Source organism: Providencia sp. PROV202 (assembly GCF_028479565.1).
Lineage (GTDB): Bacteria > Pseudomonadota > Gammaproteobacteria > Enterobacterales > Enterobacteriaceae > Providencia > Providencia zhijiangensis.
The window spans coordinates 82,224-99,235 of the sequence record NZ_JAMPNV010000012.1 but is presented as its reverse complement, the minus strand read 5'-3'; the positions used below and the strand labels follow the sequence as shown (position 1 = coordinate 99,235).

Here is a 17,012-nt window from a genome sequence, read left to right as displayed (position 1 = left end):
ATCTATTTCCTTTTCTTTATATGATGTCTTTTTGTTTTATTATCCTCTGTTTTTTTAGGTTTTCTTTTTTTTTAGGTTTATTGATAATTACAGTTTGATATTCTAATGATGATGTTTATTTATTATATCGGGTAATTTATTTATTACCCGATGTTCATTATTAGAACGCTGCTATTTTAAAATTCAGTAACGTTATTTCTCTATGCCTAATTCTTTTAATTTTCGAGTTAAGGTATTTCTTCCCCAGCCTAATAAACGCGCTGCTTCTTGTTTATGTCCGTGGGTATATTTCAGCGCGCAATTGAGCATGGTTTTTTCAAGTAATGGCATGGCATCATTAAACAGATCTTGTTTACCAGCGTGTAACGCGAGATCGGTCCATTTCTCTAAGAGATGACACCATGTGGTATTAGGATCGACTGCGTTAGTGGATGGTGAACGCGGATCTTTAGTCACTTTGGTGGATTCTTGTTTACCAAACAGATCGCTCGGTAAATCTTGTGGCAGCACTTCTTGGCTGGCAGCCATGACGGTTAACCACCGACAGACATTCTCTAATTGACGCACGTTACCTGACCAAGGGTAGTGCTGTAAAAGTTTAATGCTATCAGGGTGGAGAATCTTGCTTTCGACGCCCAATTCTTTGGCGGTATTTTGCAAAAAGTAATGGGCGAGACGAGGAATATCTTCAACGCGTTCGCGCAATGGCGGTAATTGCACTCGGATGACATTCAATCGATGGAATAAGTCTTCGCGGAATAACCCTTCTTCCACGCGCTTTTCTAAGTTTTGGTGCGTTGCGGCGATAATGCGTACATCGACCTTAACAGGGGTATAGCCACCAATTCGATAAAATTGCCCTTCAGCCAGCACTCGCAATAAACGCGTTTGTACATCCAGCGGCATATCACCGATTTCATCGAGGAATAGTGAACCTCGATTGGCTTGCTCAAAACGTCCTTGGCGAACTTGGGATGCGCCTGTGAAAGCTCCTTTTTCATGACCAAATAGCTCGGATTCAATTAAATCTTTTGGGATTGCCGCCATATTTAAGGCGATAAAAGGTTCGTTGGCGCGTGGGCTGTGTTGATGCAACGCGTGGGCAACGAGCTCTTTACCTGTACCGGATTCCCCGTTGATAAGCACACTGATCGAGGAGCGGGAAAGACGCCCAATAATTCGATATACCTCCTGCATGGCAGGGGCTTCACCGATCATCGTTGACGAAATCACGGTGGTTTGCGGTTTATCGCTAGCAGTGCTGTTTTGCTCACGGCTATGGCTTAGCGCCCGCTCCACTAAGGCGACGGTTTCATCGATATCAAAAGGTTTAGGGAGATAGTCAAAGGCACCTGATTGATAGGCATTAACAGCGGCATCTAAATCTGAGTGCGCGGTCATGATAATAATCGGCAGTAATGGATGGGACTGTTTTATCTGGGAGAGTAAAGCAAGCCCGTCCATACCTGGCATACGAATATCGGAGAGCAATACGTCAGGGACGTCATTGTTGAGGGCAGCAAGCACCGCATCGGCGCTATCAAAACAGGTGCAATTAAGTTCGGCACTGTTGAGTGCGCGTTCCAGTACCCAGCGGATTGAACTGTCATCGTCAACAACCCAGATTTTTCCCTTTTGCATGGCTATCTCCTATTTTTTGATGGGTAGATAAATAGAAAACTCGGTGTGACCCGGCCAACTAGTAAACTCAATTTTCCCCGCATGTTGATCCACTAAGCTGCGTGCAATAGATAAGCCTAAGCCGGTGCCATCAGGGCGACCACTAACCATCGGGTAAAATAGCGTATCTTGGATAGTAAGTGGAATACCGGGGCCGTTATCTTCAATATCAATCCGTGCAGCCAGCCTATAGCGCTCTCCTTGCAGCATCACTTGGAATGCAGTGCGAGTGCGTAAAGTGATGGTACCACCCGTATCGCCAAGCGCTTGCAAGGCATTACGCGTGATGTTGAGTAGCACTTGCTCCACTTGGTCTGGGTAATATTCAAGGTCGGGGAGGCTTGGATCGTAATCGCGAACCAGCGTGATATTGTCCGGTTTTTCTAATCCAACTAAACGCATCACATTTTCCACACTATGATGGATACTTTGCTCGGTTTTTGGTCCCGGATATTGAGGGCCTAGTAGCCTATCAACCAACGCGCGTAAGCGGTCGGCTTGCTCAATAATCACTTGGGTATATTCGTTTAGCTGCGGGTCGGGCAGCGCCTTAGACAATAATTGCGCCGCACCACGTAATCCCCCTAATGGATTTTTGATTTCATGGGCAAGCCCACGGATCAATTCACGGGCAGCAAGCTGCTGGGCATTTTGCGCTAACTCTTGGCTAAGGCGTCGCTGGCTATCTAATTGGGACAGTTCGACAAGAATAAATTGGTCGGATAAGGGCTGAGCACTCAAAGACATCATGTGAGAGTGGTTATTGAGCACCAGAGTCACTTCGTTTTCGGTAAAACTATGGCCTGTTTTGAGGCTATTGAGCATCTGCTCATCATTTAATGAACAATAATTGAATAGTAACGGGAGCGGCGTGCCATAGAGCTTACGGGGGCTTTGTGCCAAAATTTGTAAGGCCGCATGATTGGCATAATGGATGATTAAATCGTAATCCAGCACTAATACGCTGTTAATTAAGGAATCGAGGAGATGTTCGGGGACAGGTAAATGCTCGGCTTTCATGTAATATTGCTCCTGCACTATTTTGGTGCATTATACGTTATTTACTGATTAACCGATACGTCGAAGCCAATATTTGCTGTTTATCACTCGGTGCAGAGAAAAGGCCCCATCAAAAGATGGGGCAAGTGCTTCACGGCAACAAAGACTATCAGTGGAACGGCGTGTTACGCACTGTAGTACATTTCAAATTCGAGTGGGTGTGGCGCCATACGAACGCGTTGGATATCGGCACGTAGTAATTCGATGTAAGCGTCGATAGCGTCGTCAGTAAATACACCACCACGAGTTAAGAACTCACGGTTTTTATCCAGTTCAGCCAGTGCTTCTTCTAAAGAGTTCGCAACAGTTGGGATCTCTTTGGCTTCTTCTGGCGGTAAGTCGTACAGGTTTTTGTCCATTGCATCGCCCGGGTGGATCTTGTTGATGATGCCATCAAGACCCGCCATTAACTGAGCAGCAAACGCTAAGTATGGGTTAGCTGCTGGGTCTGGGAAGCGAACTTCGATACGACGTGCTTTCGTGCTTGCGACCACTGGGATACGGATAGAAGCAGAGCGGTTACGTGCAGAGTAAGCCAGCATGACTGGTGCTTCAAAACCTGGGACTAAACGCTTGTAGGAGTTAGTCGTTGGGTTAGTGAATGCGTTCAGTGCGCGAGCGTGTTTGATGATACCGCCGATGTAGTACAGCGCCATCTCAGATAATCCGCCGTATTTGTCACCTGCAAACAGGTTCACGCCACCTTTAGATAACGACATGTGGCAGTGCATACCGGAACCGTTATCACCCACTAATGGTTTTGGCATAAAGGTCGCAGTCTTGCCGTATGCGTGTGCAACGTTATGGACAACGTATTTGTAAATTTGAGTCTCATCCGCTTTTTTGGTCATGGTATTAAAGCGAGTTGCGATTTCGTTTTGACCTGCAGTTGCCACTTCATGGTGGTGAGCTTCAACTACTAAGCCCATCTCTTCCATTGTGGTACACATAGCTGAACGTAAATCTTGTGATGAGTCTACTGGTGGTACTGGGAAGTAACCGCCTTTCACAGCTGGACGGTGACCTTTGTTACCGCCTTCGTATTTAGTGCCAGTGTTCCATGCGGCTTCGATATCATCAATGTGATAGTAGCTGCTGTGCATGCTGTTGCCGAAGCGGATGTCATCGAACACGAAAAATTCTGGTTCAGGTCCAAATAACACCATATCCGCAATGCCGCTAGAGCGCAGGAAATCTTCAGCGCGTTTAGAGATAGAGCGAGGGTCGCGATCGTAGCCTTGCATAGTGCCTGGCTCTAAAATATCGCAACGGATGATTAAGGTATTATCGGCGTAGAATGGGTCTAACATTGCGGTAGATGCGTCAGGCATTAATACCATGTCAGACTCGTTGATGCCTTTCCAGCCACCGATGGATGAGCCATCAAACATTTGGCCTTCTTCAAAGAAGTCCTCGTCAACTTGATGAGCAGGGATAGTGATGTGTTGCTCTTTACCTTTGGTATCAGTAAAACGCAGATCAATAAATCTTACATTGTGCTCTTCGATTAACGATAAAACATGTTTAGCGGACATTCTCGGCTCTCCTGGTCGGGTCTAATCAACTTACGCAGCAATTAAGGTGTGCATAAGTTGGTTTATCTGGCTTCACAAGATTAATGATTATTTCATTAACAACATTGCAAGCTCTCTAGGGTTATATAAGCGAAAAGCGTGCCAACTTTTAAAATCATCGTAAATGGGGATGATGACAAGAAGATGGCAATGGTTAGGCTAAAAAACAGTCTATCACTGCGCTGTATTGGTGCAAGGAAAAGATTTATCGCACCAATATGGTGCAATAAATAAAGGAAGGAAACAAAAACGGCGCAGTGCCATTGATCTGCACCACACCGTTGGTATTTTTAGAGATATAAAAAGGTTTATTCGTCATTACTGTCAGTTAATAACGTATTCACTTCTTCAATTTGTTTGACAGCATCATTGATGATCGCCGCAATTTGATGAGTTTGTTCTTCATTTAATTGCTTGAGCACCATTTTATGGCGGAGCAGGGCTTTAAAACGGCTCACCGCCATCTCGATATCTTCCGATAAATTGCTGCCTTGCTGTAGCTCACGGGCTTTGGCTAATTTACGGCTGATAACGGCTTCAGTTTCTTTATTCTGCGCGAGGTGTTCAGCTCCTTCAGGCGTAATAGAGAAACTTTTGCGGTTACGCTCGACAATTTGGGATTCCAAAAAGCCTTGTTCTTCCAATAGGGTTAAGGTTGGGTAGATGACCCCTGGGCTTGGTACATATAAGCCATTGGATGCTTCTTGGATGTCTTTGATGATTTCATAGCCATAGCTCGGTTTTTTTGCCACTAAAGAGAGCACCATAATGTGCAGATCTCCGTGGTCAAATAGGCGACGTAAGCCTTTGCCGCGCCCGCGACGCCCTTCGCCGTGACAGCCTTCACCATGTCCACGACCATGACGACCCTCGCCGTGGCAATCTTCACCGTGTCCACGACCACGACGCCCTTCGCTGTGACAGCCTTCACCGTGTCCACGACCACGACGCCCTTCGCCGTGACAGCATTCATTGTGATCATGACCATGGCGATGTTCTTGGTGCTCGCCATTGTGGCAGCAGCCACCGTGTCCTCGTTGGTGTTCGTCATGATGTGAGGAATAAACATGACGGCATTGATGTATTCTCATAGGAACCTCTGTTATCATTTCGATATATCTAAACTGCATTGATGGGTTTACTTTATTCCGATATATCTAAACCGTCAAATTAGATATATCTAAATAATGAAAAATACATTTAAACGAGTGATAGACGAAGAAAGTTTATTTTTTATTCTTTTTTTCGGCTGCTAATATTTCCTTTTTAGCGTATTATCCTGCCACTTTGTGATTTCCTAGTGCTGATAATTGCTATTTTTTTGAGCATCTTTGCACGACGACGCAACTGAATGTTTTTTAGCTAAAAACTTTTTTAATAGTGATGGCTTTCACATTTATTCCACTTGTGTGGAAAAACGTGTAAAATAACAGCAAATTAACGTAGAAAGTATGCTTTGGGCATTACAACAACTCATAAAGCATATTCCTTTCCTGTCAATTAAACGGTAAAAATCCTTGTCAATTCAAAACTTAAGAAACATCGCCATCATCGCTCACGTTGACCATGGCAAGACAACACTGGTTGGTAAATTACTGCAACAGTCCGGCACTTTCGGTGAACGTGAAACTGTTGATGAGCGTGTTATGGACTCCAATGACTTGGAGAAAGAGCGTGGTATTACAATCCTTGCTAAAAACACCGCTATCCAATGGAATGGTTATCACATCAATATCGTAGACACCCCGGGTCACGCCGACTTCGGTGGTGAAGTTGAACGTGTTATGTCCATGGTTGACTGCGTTCTGCTGGTTGTTGATGCGATGGACGGCCCAATGCCACAAACTCGCTTCGTAACGCAAAAAGCGTTCGACCACGGTTTACGTCCAATTGTTGTTATCAACAAAGTTGACCGCCCAGGCGCGCGTCCTGATTGGGTTGTTGACCAAGTATTCGACTTATTCGTGAACTTAGGTGCTACGGATGAGCAATTAGATTTCCCTATCGTTTATGCATCTGCATTAAACGGTATCGCAGGTCTTGACCATACTGATATGGCTGAAGACATGACTCCACTGTACGAAGCTATCGTGGAACACGTTGAGCCACCAAAAGTTGATCTGGAAGGTCCATTCCAGATGCAAGTTTCTCAGTTAGATTACAACAGCTACTTAGGTGTTATCGGTATCGGTCGCATCAAGCGTGGTACTGTTAAACCTAACCAACAAGTGACTGTTATCGATAGCGAAGGTAAAACTCGCAACGGTAAAATCGGTAAAGTTCTGACTCACTTAGGTTTAGAGCGTATCGATTCACAACAAGCTGAAGCTGGCGACATTGTTGCACTGACTGGTTTAGGTGAACTGAATATTTCTGACACTATCTGCCAAGTGGGTAACGTTGAAGCACTGCCTGCACTGGCGGTTGATGAGCCTACAGTTAGCATGTTCTACTGTGTTAACACCTCGCCATTCTGTGGTAAAGAAGGTAAGTTCGTTACTTCACGTCAAATCCTTGACCGTCTGAATAAAGAACTGGTTCACAACGTTGCACTGCGTGTTGAAGAAACGCAAGATCCAGATGCATTCCGCGTTTCTGGTCGTGGTGAGCTGCACTTATCTGTTCTGATCGAAAACATGCGTCGTGAAGGCTTCGAATTAGCCGTTTCTCGTCCAAAAGTTATCATTCGTGAAATCGATGGTCGTAAACAAGAGCCATTCGAACAAGTAACTTTGGATGTTGAAGAACAAAACCAAGGCGACGTGATGAAAGCGTTAGGTGAGCGTAAAGGTGACCTGCGTGACATGATGCCAGACGGTAAAGGTCGTGTACGTTTAGACTACATCATTCCTAGCCGTGGTCTGATTGGCTTCCGTACTGAGTTCATGACTATGACTTCAGGTACTGGCTTACTGTACTCTACATTCAGCCATTACGACGATGTTCGCCCAGGCGAAATCGGCGGCCGTCAAAACGGTGTTCTGATCTCTAACGGTCAAGGTAAAGCAGTTGCATATGCACTGTACAGCCTGCAAGACCGCGGTAAGTTATTCTTAGGTCACGGTGCTGAAGTGTATGAAGGCCAAATCATCGGTATTCACTCACGTTCTAACGACCTGACTGTTAACTGCTTAACCGGTAAAAAACTGACTAACATGCGTGCGTCAGGTACTGATGAAGCGACAACTCTGTCACCACCTATCAAAATGACTCTGGAACAAGCTCTTGAGTTTATCGATGATGATGAATTAGTTGAAGTTACTCCACTGTCAATTCGTCTGCGTAAGCGCCACTTGACAGAGAATGACCGCCGTCGTGCGAGTCGTTCTAAAGAAGACTAATCGTTAGTTTTTGAATTAAAATAGAAGGTGCCAAATATGGCACCTTTTTTTATGCGCAAAAATCGAACGATAGACAAATTTAGTTATATCAGCGGATAAAATTTGTTTATCCAGACACAAACACAGTTCCTCTAGCCAATTTGCTTAATCGATAAATTGAAAAAATAACCTTAATAATCCTCAATTAGGACTGTTCAGTTGCCTCAATAATGATTAAAGTAAATTTAATGAATAACTAAGAGGACAATTTATGCTGTATATCTTCGATATGGGTAATGTGATTATTGATATCGACTTCAATCGTGTGTTTGATAAGTGGTCTGAACTGAGTGGTACCCCAAGTTCAGAAATCAAAAAGCGATTCACTTTTGGCAATATCTTCCAACTCCACGAGTGTGGCAAAATTTCAGATATCGAATTTGCTGAACTGCTTTGTGAAGAATTAGGTATTACCCTAAGCTTTGAAGATTTTGCGGAAGGCTGGCACTCAATTTTCATCTCACTAAGACCAGAAGTCATTGATATTATGGAACGTCTGCGTGAGCAAGGTCATCGCGTTGTCGTGTTATCTAACACTAACCGCCTGCATCTTGATTATTGGCCAGAACACTACCCTGAAATTGCAGCGTCCTCTGACTTCCTGTATCTATCCCAAGATTTAGGAATGCGTAAACCAGACCCAGAAATTTTCAAATATGTTCTGGAATCTGAAGAATTTGAAGCAGCTGATGCGGTGTTCTTTGATGATGTAGAAGAAAACGTAAAAGCAGCTGAAGCACTTGGTATCAAAGGTGTTCATGTCCTGAATAAAGACACCGTTCCTGAATATTTTCGCACTTACGATTTTAGCGCCGAAGTCGAATAATCCAGTTCTTAATAAGGAGTAACGGCGACGTTACTCCTTTTTTATCGAGTACCCATGATTGCATTAATCCAAAGAGTCACTCACGCGAGTGTGGTTGTTGATGAAAAAACTGTAGGGCAAATTGGCCCTGGTCTTTTAGTTCTGCTCGGTGTTGAAAAAGACGATGATGAGCAGAAAGCAAAACGCCTATGTGAGAAAGTCCTTGGCTATCGTATTTTTAGCGACGAACAAGGCAAAATGAACCTTAACGTACAACAAGCAGGCGGAAGCTTATTAGTGGTTTCGCAGTTTACGTTAGCCGCAGATACCAAGAAAGGGATGCGCCCAAGTTTCTCTGGCGGGGCGGAGCCGACGAAAGCGGATCAGCTGTATCAATATTTTGTTGAGCAAAGCCGTGCACAAGGCATCGTGACAGAAACGGGTGAATTTGCGACGGACATGCAGGTTAGCCTGACCAATGATGGGCCCGTCACTTTTTGGCTGCAAGTGTAGAAAATCGTTTAAAGGAGGGGGGAGATGTACCATCTACGGACACCAAAAGATGAGCTTGAATTCGCCGCATACTACCAATTTCGCTGGTCAATGCTGCGAGAACCGTTCAAACAACCCCTTGGCTCTGAAAAAGACGGTTATGATTTAACTGCTCACCACCAAATGGTGGTTGATGAAAAAAATCGTATTTTGGCCATTGGGCGCCTATATATTAATGCCGATAACGAAGGCGCTATTCGCTTTCTCGCCGTTAACCCAGTCATGCAAGGCAAGGGCTTAGGCAAACTGATTATTATGGCGCTTGAAACCATTGCAAGGCGCGAAGGTGTTAAACGCATCGTTTCCAGTGTACGAGAAGAAGCCGTACCTTTCTTCGCCAAAATGGGCTTTGAACGTCGTGGTGAAGTCACTGGGGAGCTGAAAACGCCTGTTCGGCACTATTTGATGATCAAACCGATTGAAACCCTTGACCAAATTCTTCATCGCCCTGATTGGTGCGGTGAGCTTCAGCAAGCTTGGCACAAGCATATCCCATTGAGTGAAAAAATGGGTGTACGTATTGAACAGTACACAGGAAAACGCTTTGTGACGACTATGCCAGAAGCAGGGAACCAAAACCCCCATAATACTATTTTTGCTGGAAGCCAATTTTCCCTCGCCACCTTAACTGGCTGGGGAATGATTTGGTTGCTGCTGCAAGAGCATCAATTAGGCGGAGAAATTGTGCTGGTAGATGCCAATATTCGCTACGCAAAACCCGTCAGTGGACGTCCAACCGCCGTGGCGGATCTCTCACATCTTAGTGGGGATTTAGACCGTCTCGCCCGAGGAAGTAAAGCGCGGGTAAAACTGGAAGTGCATGTGAGTAATGCAGAAAACCAAGTGGGTGCGGTATTTAGCGGTGTATATATGGTGCTGCCAGAAACGAAGAAAGAGAAAAGCGAATAATATCTTTAGGTGACTGACTGTTTTTAGGTTATTCATCGGAAAAGCAGGCAATCCGAAGGGATGAGCCTGCTTTTTATTGCTTATTGATTCACTGCCTTATTGAGTAACCATATCAGGAACATGCCTATCAACAGGGTAGGTATTCTCTGCTGGTGCAGTGTGTGATTCTGGTTCGGTTTGGGGCTTTGCTGATGGCTCTACAGCAGCAATACCAGACGCCACATGACCATCAACTACAGTACGCAGTTGAACGCTTCCTTGAAGTGGTTTAGCGGTTAACTTCCCGTTGAGGCTTGATGCCAGAGGTGATGCGAGTAAATCCCCTTGTAATGATGCCTCAAAATCCCCCCACATCTGCGGTGAAAAGCCTGACCAGCCCCACTGGTTTAAATTACCTAAATCAATGTTGGTGCCTGATGCACGTAATTCAAAAGGTACTTTATTCGGCTCTTGCTGCGTTAGTAAACCGATTTTTGCGATACCACGGTCAACGCTGCCACTGAGACTGGCGGCGGTACGCCCATTACTTCCTGCTATTTCTAAAAGAGGACGGCGGATCATCACTTGATTGATGGTACCTGCATCAGCATTGAAGGTAGCTTGTCCCTTCCAAATTCCCCACTGTTTCTGCTTGATCAGGTCAACATAGCGAATGTTGCCGCTTAACGCGGTAAATTCGAAAGGAAACTCAGGTTGAATATTCATCAGCAAAGATTGCGTGACGGTGAAATTATCAATAACAAATGTGGATAACCACGCAGGTGCGGGTTGAGCAAAGAACGACAGCCAATTATCTGGCAAGGTATACAGAACCCCAGCGAGGGTCCCTTCAGTGATAGTCAGTGATTTATCATTACGTTGCCAAATCGCACTCAGGTTAAAAATCCCTTTATTGTAGTAGCCGGAGAGCTTATCAACATTGAGGTTATCACCGTCAATGTTCAACTCACCGATGAGCGTATCCACTTGTTGGTCTTGGATAACTAATTGATCGACATTGAAATTAATATGGCTTTTTGGGCTGCTCCAACTCCCTCTCACCAAGGCAATTTGATCAACTTCGCAGCTCAAGCCGGACAGCGCCCAATCACGTCCTTGAATATCTACATTGGTCAGCTGTAATTGGTTGATTTGCAAAGTTCGGTCACTGTTTATTGCATCAAACAGCACATCAAAGGTTAAGTCATTCTGCCAGCCCACTTTATTCATCGACAGGTTATCAATGGTGATAGAACCATCAGCAAACCATTTTCCTTTACCCGTGATCGCCCCATTATTCAGGTAGCCGCTGATTTGGCTAAAGTCCGTCACTTTTTCTTGTAATTTTCCCGTGATCGCAACATTTCTAAAAGGGAGGGAATTCAAGGTTAACTGGCTGGTGGTAAAGCGAAAATCACCATAACCAAATGGATTTTCAGTTGTCGGTTTCCATGGGGTTATACCTCCAGTAAACCCTGCAACTTGAACGGTGTTTTTGTCTTGAGTTAATTGAATCTGGCTATTTTCAAATTGCAGGACTTTCGCAGAAAGCGGTAGCGGCGATGCGTTATCGGTAAAATTTGCAGATAAATCGCCTTGAGTGATGGTTAAGCGTTGAATAGCTTCACCACTGAAAATATGTCGCCAATTGATATCCACCACAATTTGCCGAGCATCTAATTCTAGCTGCTTGTTGTTTGATTCAATCTTAATGTCTTGGAAAATAAACTTACCTGGCTCTGAGAACTGATGTCCCATAATGCCGACGTTAATATCGTAAGGCGTAAATTTACTCAGAAGTTGGCTGGCGTAACCTGCTCCCCATCGGGTTTGTAAGGCAATATAACCAGCAAGAAAGACAATCAAAAGAAGCAGAAAAATATAGCCGAAAAACCTCATTAACCCTTTCACGTTTGTCTGCTCCCTTATCAATCAGATAAAAATAGAAATTGCCGACATGTTTAATATATCGGCAACTCAAGGATAGCATACAGAAGAACCGCCGGCGTGTTCAACTCTTGCGGCGGTGAAGGGAACTATTTTTCGTGAGGGAAAATCAGGTTCAGCACGATTGCCGTTAAACCACCTGCCGCAATACCGGATGAAAATAGGGTTTTCAGCCAGTCAGGCGCAAATTGCAGGATCAGTGGTTGTTGAGAAACCCCCATTCCTACAGCTAGAGACAATGCAATGATCATAATTGCACGGCGGTTGAGTGGTTCACGAGAAACGATGCGCACACCTGATGCCGCAATTGTGCCGAACATCACAATGGTTGCACCACCCAGAACAGGTTCAGGAATTTGTTGCACAAAACCCGCTACCGCAGGGAACAGACCCAGTAGCACTAACATCAACGCCACTAAGTAACCCACGTAGCGGCTAGCAACACCTGTTAATTGAATGACGCCATTGTTCTGACCAAAACAGGAGTTAGGGAAAGTATTAAATACCGCAGAAACCATAGAGTTTAAGCCATTTGCTAATACGCCACCTTTGATGCGTTTCATATACAGAGGGCCACGCACTGGCTGCTCAGAGACATCCGACGTTGCAGTGATGTCACCAATGGTCTCTAACGAGGTCACCATAAAAATCAGAATTAGTGGAATGAGTAAATTCCAATCAAAAGAGAGACCATAATAAAAAGGTTCAGGAATTGTAATCAGAGATTGATTGGCATCACTGGTTTGAGAAGTTGGCAGCATATTCATCCACCAAGCAGCAAGGTAGCCTACTGCCATCGCAATCACTAATGATGCAACGCGTAAGTACGGGTTCTTCTGGCGTGTTAACAGGATAATGACGGCTAACACAATGCCTGCAAGAATGAGGTTATCAGGGGAACCAAATGTGTTATCGGCAAGCGCACTGTAACCCCCACCGATTGAGGTTAAACCGACTTGAATCAGTGATAAACCAATGATCATGACCACGACACCAGAAACCAGCGGCGTGATAACTCGACGAGCTAAATGTAAGAAGCGAGACAGGATAACTTCGGTTAGCGCAGCGACCATTAATGTACCGAATAGCGCCGCCATCATGGATGGAATATCGGCTCCGCCTTGTTTAAGTGCAACGCCGCCCATAATCAGCGGTGCAACAAAGTTGAAACTGGTGCCTTGAATGGAAAGTAATCCTGAGCCGACAGGGCCCCATGCGCGGATCTGGATCAGGGAAGCAATTCCCGAAGCAAACAATGACATGCTGATAATGCGCTGGGTGTCGTGAGCAGGTAGCCCAAGTGCTTGGCAAATCAGCATTGCGGGGGTAATAACCGCGACAAACATTGCCAATAGATGCTGTCCAGCAGCAAACAACGCCTGAGGTAAAGGCGGTCTATCTTCAAGGCGATATATCAGTTCGCTTTGATTTTGTACTGTTTTTTCAACATGTTGTTCTTCAGATGCCGTTGCGTTCATTATTCCAGTTCCACTAGCAAAAAGCGCATTTTAAAGAGAATTACACAAAAAGCAATCGTTTGCGCAAAATAAAAGAAAGTATCAATTAAAATTATGAGTGTCACATTTTTATATGTTTTAACTTGTATTTATCGCGATTTTTTTTTCTAATCCCTGCACCTGCTTTTGGCGTTTTAAGGAAAAAAATAACGTCTAATTAGTTTTAAATAATATTAACAACAGACGAGGTACGTAAATGTATCATCTCGATGTCTACGGCACTCTGGTGGCAGCCACGCTCGTGCTATTACTCGGACGTAAACTGGTAAAGTCAGTTTCATTTCTTGAAAAATACACTATCCCCGAGCCCGTTGCGGGGGGATTATTAGTTGCTTTTACCCTGTTAGTGGTTAAGCAAGTATTTGATTGGAGCCTCTCCTTCGACTTATCACTGCAAGAACCGATGATGCTCGCATTCTTTGCGACCATTGGTTTGAATGCTAACTTAGCGAGCTTAAAAGCTGGCGGTAAAGCATTGTTAATCTTCATTTTTGTCGTTGTCGGTTTATTGCTGGTTCAAAATACAGTCGGTATCGCACTTGCGAAATTATTAGGTTTAGACCCTCTGATGGGGCTATTGGCCGGCTCAATCACTTTATCTGGTGGACATGGTACAGGCGCCGCTTGGGGTAAAATTTTTACTGAAGACTATGGCTTCAAGAGTGCAACTGAAGTTGCAATGGCTTGTGCAACCTTTGGTTTAGTACTTGGGGGACTGATTGGTGGTCCTGTTGCACGTTTCTTAATTCGCAATATCCCAACACCTGGTACAGCGGATGAGGACAAAGATGTTCCAACCGCATTTGAAAAACCACAATCCAACCGTATGATCAACTCGATGGTGTTGATTGAAACTATTGCGTTGATTGCTATCTGTTTGCTAGCAGGAAGCTGGATTGCTGGGCTACTATCAGGCACCGCATTTGCACTGCCTAAGTTTGTTTGCGTATTGTTCGTCGGTGTTATCTTAAGTAACAGCCTATCTTTGCTTGGTTTTTACCGAGTATTTGACCGCGCGGTTTCTGTCATGGGTAACGTCAGCCTATCCTTATTCTTAGCCATGGCATTAATGAGTTTAAAACTGTGGGAATTGGCGTCTTTAGCAATCCCAATGTTAGTCATTCTCGGCGTTCAAGCTTGCGTTATGGCAGGGTATGCAATTTTTGTTACCTTCCGAGTGATGGGCAAAAACTATGATGCTGCCATTTTAGCTGCGGGTCACTGTGGCTTCGGTTTAGGGGCAACACCAACCGCTATCGCTAACATGCAAGCGGTCACCGATAAGTTTGGTCCATCCCACCTCGCATTCTTAGTCGTGCCAATGGTTGGAGCGTTCTTTATCGATATTGTGAATGCGTTAGTGATTAAGTTCTACTTATGGCTGCCGGTTTTCCCAACGATTGGCGGCTAGTGCAGAACAAGTATTGAAGTAAATACAAACATATATAACTAAATGTATAAATAAAGCAGGTATTGCCGTGGACATGGATGTGTTCACGGCAATTTTCATTTTAAGGTAGGAAAAAATTTAAGCGTGGCTATATTGTTCGCGCTCAGGGAGCCAGCGTTCAATAATCTTCTGGGCGTGCTCAGGGTAGTTTTGCTGGATATGGCGTGCTAACCGTTGCACTTCTGGCAACATATATTGATCTCGTAGCAAATCCGCCACTTTAAAATCCGCATTTCCTGTCTGCCTTGTACCTAGCAGCTCTCCGGGGCCTCGAATTTCTAAATCTTTTTGAGCAATGACAAAGCCATCGTTGCTATCTCGTAAAACTTGTAAGCGCTGTTTAGCAGTGTGAGTGAGCGGCGTTTTATAAAGTAGCACACAGTGAGATGCGACAGAGCCACGACCAACTCGCCCCCGCAGTTGGTGTAATTGTGCTAGTCCAAGCCGCTCGGGGTTATCAATAATCATCAGACTTGCGTTCGGAACATCCACCCCCACTTCGATAACGGTGGTAGCAACAAGTAACTGGATTTCGTTATTCTTAAATGCGGCCATGATGCTCTGTTTTTCGGCGGGTTTCATGCGACCGTGTACCAACCCCACTTTGAGTTCAGGTAGTGCCAGTGCGAGTTCTTCGCTGGTAACTTGGGCAGCTTGAGCTTCAAGCACCTCTGAGTCATCAATCAATGTACACACCCAATAAGCTTGTCGCCCTTCCTCTAAACAGGCTTGTCGAACGCGCTCGACAATATCACTACGTCGGGTATCTGGGATCGCTACTGTAGTGACTGGGGTTCTTCCTGGTGGAAGCTCGTCAATCACGGAGGTATCGAGATCGGCATAGGCAGTCATCGCCAGCGTGCGTGGAATTGGCGTAGCGGTCATGATTAATTGATGTGGATGAAATCCTTGTTGTTCACCTTTTTCACGCAGAGCGAGCCGCTGGTGAACACCAAAGCGGTGTTGTTCATCAATGATGACTAACCCTAAAGAGTGAAAGCTCACTTGCTCTTGGAAGATTGCATGGGTACCGACGACCATCGAGACTTCACCACTCGCGATGGCATCTTGTTGTTGCTGGCGCGCTTTACCTTTTTGCTTACCCGCTAACCAGCCTACTTTGATACCTAGAGGTTCAAACCACTGCTTAAAGGTGTTCGCGTGCTGTTCTGCAAGAATTTCAGTCGGTGCCATTAAGGCAACTTGTTTACCATTTTCAATGGCGCACAGTGCGGCTAATGCAGCTACAAGAGTTTTACCGGAACCGACATCCCCTTGGATCAAACGCATCATGGGGGCATTTTTTTGTAAATCAGTTTCGATTTCTGCCACGACGCGTTTTTGCGCGTTAGTTGGTGAGAACGGTAAATTTGCCAGTAAAGGTGTTTTAAATTTCCCTGAAGATACCAGCGGCTCGGCATAGAGCCGCTCATTACCCGCCCGAATGGCGAGCATACTTAAATGGTGAGCCAGTAACTCTTCAAGGATCAAACGCTTTTGAGCTGGGTGATGCCCTTTTTCCAACTCATCTAACGAAACATCCGGTGGCGGAGTGTGTAACAGTCGGATGGCATCAGGGAGGCTAATTAGACTACGGCTGAACTCTTCAGGCAGTAATTCTTGAATATTGCCACTTTCTAGCATGGCTAGCGCTTGTTCCATCACTTTACGCAATGTGGCTTGGCGGACGCCTTCAGTTGTCGGATAAACTGGCGTTAGGTTCTCTTGAAGGGCGATATTATCTGTTTCTTGAGAGACTTTATATTCAGGGTGAATGATTTCAGGCCCAGTATTACCACGACGCACTTCTCCATAGGCAGTCACTTGGCGGCCTTCGGCTAAACTGTTTTTCATCGCGGCAGAGAAATTGAAAAAACGCAGTGTGAGGTTGCCTGTACCATCACTGATCAGGCAGGTCATCATTCTTTTACGTCCAAAGACGACTTTGGTTTGTAGAACGTGACCGGTGATAGTGGCTGTTGTGCCGGGCATCAAATCTTTAATCTGATAAAGACGCGTATGATCTTCATAACGCAGTGGAAAATGCAGAAGCAAGTCCTGAACTGTGTTCAACCCGATTTTACTCATTTTTTCTGACTGGCTGGCACCAATGCCATGAAGTGAAGTCAGTGAAATGGTATTAAGCAGACCACGGTTCAT

At 45.0% G+C, this 17,012-nt stretch carries 12 protein-coding genes; 5 read left to right on the top strand and 7 right to left on the bottom strand.

Features of this window, described 5'->3' with window-relative positions; genetic code table 11:
- Positions 1–192: 192 nt before the first annotated feature.
- The 4 genes from glnG to PR799_RS09475 form a co-directional block, all read right to left on the bottom strand.
- A complete protein-coding gene (glnG, locus tag PR799_RS09490; protein WP_272521831.1) occupies positions 193–1,641 on the bottom strand; it encodes a nitrogen regulation protein NR(I) in 1,449 nt (482 codons plus the stop codon).
- A 9-nt stretch (positions 1,642–1,650) separates the two neighbouring features.
- Positions 1,651–2,700, bottom strand: coding sequence for a nitrogen regulation protein NR(II) (gene glnL / locus PR799_RS09485; RefSeq protein ID WP_272521830.1), 1,050 nt, complete (start codon positions 2,698–2,700; stop codon positions 1,651–1,653).
- Positions 2,701–2,864: 164 nt separating this feature from the next.
- The gene (gene glnA / locus PR799_RS09480; protein WP_154638593.1) at positions 2,865–4,274 is read right to left on the bottom strand and encodes a glutamate--ammonia ligase; all 1,410 of its coding nucleotides are present in this window, start codon (positions 4,272–4,274) and stop codon (positions 2,865–2,867) included.
- Between the two features lie 347 nt (positions 4,275–4,621).
- Entirely contained in the window at positions 4,622–5,404 is a 783-nt protein-coding gene (locus PR799_RS09475) for a PadR family transcriptional regulator (RefSeq protein ID WP_272521829.1), read from the bottom strand.
- 426 nt (positions 5,405–5,830) lie between these two features.
- Between PR799_RS09475 and typA the strand changes: the two genes are divergently transcribed.
- From typA to fabY, 4 genes are all read left to right on the top strand, one after another.
- Positions 5,831–7,654, top strand: a complete 1,824-nt coding sequence (typA, locus tag PR799_RS09470) for a ribosome-dependent GTPase TypA (RefSeq protein ID WP_154601657.1) — start codon at positions 5,831–5,833, stop codon at positions 7,652–7,654.
- A gap of 250 nt (positions 7,655–7,904) precedes the next feature.
- On the top strand, positions 7,905–8,519 hold the full coding sequence (yihX, locus tag PR799_RS09465; RefSeq protein ID WP_036948558.1) for a glucose-1-phosphatase: 615 nt from the start codon (positions 7,905–7,907) through the stop codon (positions 8,517–8,519).
- Positions 8,520–8,573: 54 nt separating this feature from the next.
- A complete protein-coding gene (dtd, locus tag PR799_RS09460; protein ID WP_272521828.1) occupies positions 8,574–9,011 on the top strand; it encodes a D-aminoacyl-tRNA deacylase in 438 nt (145 codons plus the stop codon).
- Positions 9,012–9,035: 24 nt separating this feature from the next.
- Positions 9,036–9,959 carry a fatty acid biosynthesis protein FabY gene (gene fabY, locus PR799_RS09455; protein WP_154626441.1) on the top strand — a complete coding sequence of 308 codons (924 nt, stop codon included), beginning with the start codon at positions 9,036–9,038 and terminating at the stop codon, positions 9,957–9,959.
- Positions 9,960–10,055: 96 nt separating this feature from the next.
- Here the strand turns inward: fabY and PR799_RS09450 are convergent, their stop codons facing one another.
- Both PR799_RS09450 and PR799_RS09445 read right to left on the bottom strand, forming a co-directional pair.
- Positions 10,056–11,837: an AsmA family protein gene (locus PR799_RS09450; RefSeq protein ID WP_272521827.1), complete on the bottom strand. Its 1,782-nt coding sequence runs from the start codon at positions 11,835–11,837 to the stop codon at positions 10,056–10,058.
- A gap of 137 nt (positions 11,838–11,974) precedes the next feature.
- The gene (locus PR799_RS09445) at positions 11,975–13,363 is read right to left on the bottom strand and encodes a uracil-xanthine permease family protein (RefSeq protein WP_272521826.1); all 1,389 of its coding nucleotides are present in this window, start codon (positions 13,361–13,363) and stop codon (positions 11,975–11,977) included.
- 235 nt (positions 13,364–13,598) lie between these two features.
- Here PR799_RS09445 and gltS point away from each other — a divergent pair, with 235 nt between their 5' ends.
- Positions 13,599–14,813, top strand: a complete 1,215-nt coding sequence (gltS, locus tag PR799_RS09440; RefSeq protein ID WP_036948572.1) for a sodium/glutamate symporter — start codon at positions 13,599–13,601, stop codon at positions 14,811–14,813.
- A 117-nt stretch (positions 14,814–14,930) separates the two neighbouring features.
- Here the strand turns inward: gltS and recG are convergent, their stop codons facing one another.
- Positions 14,931–17,012: an ATP-dependent DNA helicase RecG gene (gene recG / locus PR799_RS09435; protein ID WP_154626447.1), complete on the bottom strand. Its 2,082-nt coding sequence runs from the start codon at positions 17,010–17,012 to the stop codon at positions 14,931–14,933.

Excerpts from the sequence above, each read along its gene's own strand:
- glnG (WP_272521831.1), bottom strand. The coding sequence starts at position 1,641 with ATGCAAAAGGGAAAAATCTGGGTTGTTGACGATGACAGTTCAATCCGC.
- glnL (WP_272521830.1), bottom strand. The coding sequence starts at position 2,700 with ATGAAAGCCGAGCATTTACCTGTCCCCGAACATCTCCTCGATTCCTTA.
- glnA (WP_154638593.1), bottom strand. The coding sequence starts at position 4,274 with ATGTCCGCTAAACATGTTTTATCGTTAATCGAAGAGCACAATGTAAGA.
- PR799_RS09475 (WP_272521829.1), bottom strand. The coding sequence starts at position 5,404 with ATGAGAATACATCAATGCCGTCATGTTTATTCCTCACATCATGACGAA.
- yihX (WP_036948558.1), top strand. The coding sequence starts at position 7,905 with ATGCTGTATATCTTCGATATGGGTAATGTGATTATTGATATCGACTTC.
- dtd (WP_272521828.1), top strand. The coding sequence starts at position 8,574 with ATGATTGCATTAATCCAAAGAGTCACTCACGCGAGTGTGGTTGTTGAT.
- fabY (WP_154626441.1), top strand. The coding sequence starts at position 9,036 with ATGTACCATCTACGGACACCAAAAGATGAGCTTGAATTCGCCGCATAC.
- PR799_RS09450 (WP_272521827.1), bottom strand. The coding sequence starts at position 11,837 with ATGAGGTTTTTCGGCTATATTTTTCTGCTTCTTTTGATTGTCTTTCTT.
- PR799_RS09445 (WP_272521826.1), bottom strand. The coding sequence starts at position 13,363 with ATGAACGCAACGGCATCTGAAGAACAACATGTTGAAAAAACAGTACAA.
- gltS (WP_036948572.1), top strand. The coding sequence starts at position 13,599 with ATGTATCATCTCGATGTCTACGGCACTCTGGTGGCAGCCACGCTCGTG.
- recG (WP_154626447.1), bottom strand. The coding sequence starts at position 17,012 with ATGAACCGTGGTCTGCTTAATACCATTTCACTGACTTCACTTCATGGC.